The organism is Microbacterium sp. Bi128, assembly GCF_918698205.1.
The window spans coordinates 1-1,187 of the sequence record NZ_CAKKMM010001512.1 but is presented as its reverse complement, the minus strand read 5'-3'; the positions used below and the strand labels follow the sequence as shown (position 1 = coordinate 1,187).

2 protein-coding genes are annotated in these 1,187 nt (G+C 61.2%); both read left to right on the top strand.

Features of this window, described 5'->3' with window-relative positions; all coding sequences use genetic code 11:
- Positions 1-134 precede the first annotated feature (134 nt).
- Positions 135-497 (top strand): helix-turn-helix transcriptional regulator, encoded by a 363-nt coding sequence (locus LQV45_RS34130; RefSeq protein WP_028276286.1) that lies wholly within the window; start codon positions 135-137, stop codon positions 495-497.
- 81 nt (positions 498-578) lie between these two features.
- Positions 579-1,013, top strand: a complete 435-nt coding sequence (locus LQV45_RS34125; protein ID WP_230012288.1) for an SRPBCC family protein — start codon at positions 579-581, stop codon at positions 1,011-1,013.
- Positions 1,014-1,187 lie beyond the last annotated feature (174 nt).

Genomic DNA, 1,187 nt, shown 5'->3' with positions numbered 1-1,187 from the left:
ATATGTAAGCGGGCTGACCAATTGATGGGTGTGCAAGACAGACTTTTCTGTCTTGCACGTGCTAGTTTTCCTGTCGCCGGGGTCTGCACAGACGCGCGGTTCAGAATAGTTGAATGTGAAGGAGGGAGGCCCCGATGCCGGATGATCTTCCTGCAAGTCCGGTCCAGACCGATGTGAAGGCAGAACTTTTCAAGGCCATGGGCCACCCTGCCCGAATCCAGTTGCTGGAAATGCTCGCCGACGGACCAGTTGCCGTAAGCCGACTGCGCGACAACACGGGCCTTGAGCCGTCGAACCTCTCCCAACATTTGAGCATTCTCCGCCGACAGCGCCTGATTGTCCCCTCACGGCGCGAGGGCAGGTTGTTCTATGAACTGGCCAGCCCTGAGGTTAATGTGCTGCTCGCGGCCGCCCGATCCCTGCTCGGATCTCTCCTGGTCACCACCCGGATGACCCTGAGCCCCATGGCTGAAGAGCCTGAAGAAGCAATCCGCTAAATGCCGGCGCACGCCGGACTGTATGGACAACATCGATCGACCGGCCTGGACGCGTCCGGACTAAAACCAGCAGGGGTAGCAATGGCTCACGCCGAGAACGAGACCACCATCACCCGATCACCGGAGGACGTCTATGCGTTCCTCGCGGATGGGCTGAATAACCGCGCATGGCGCTCCGGGGTTCAGGACATAGCACTGAAGAGTGGAACACCCGGGGACCTCGGTGCCGTGTACAGCCAGACCCTCTCGGGCCCCGGCGGCCGGCCGATCGTCGGGGACTATGAAATCACCGCGGCGGACCCCGGAAAGCTCCTGGGCTTCCAGGTGGTGGCCGGTCCGGCCCGTCCGGCCGGTGCGTACCGGCTCAGTGAAGCGCCGGGCGGAACGACCGTTCGTTTCAGCCTGGACCTGGAGCCCAAGGGACTCATGAAGCTCGTGGGCCCGGTGATTGTCCGCACCATGAATGCCGAGGTCGCTCAGTTGACCAATCTCAAGAACGTTCTCGAATCCGCCTAGATGAGGGCGCAGGGCGTTCATTCTTGAGTGTGACCCGTCCCAGCTAAGGCCATCAAGTGGCAAGCAGCAACCTTCATACGTAACGGTGAAGAAAGGACCATCCTCATGGCTCGCATTTTCATCACAGGCTCCCCCGACGGACTTGGCCTCGCCACCGCCCGGACGCTCCTGACC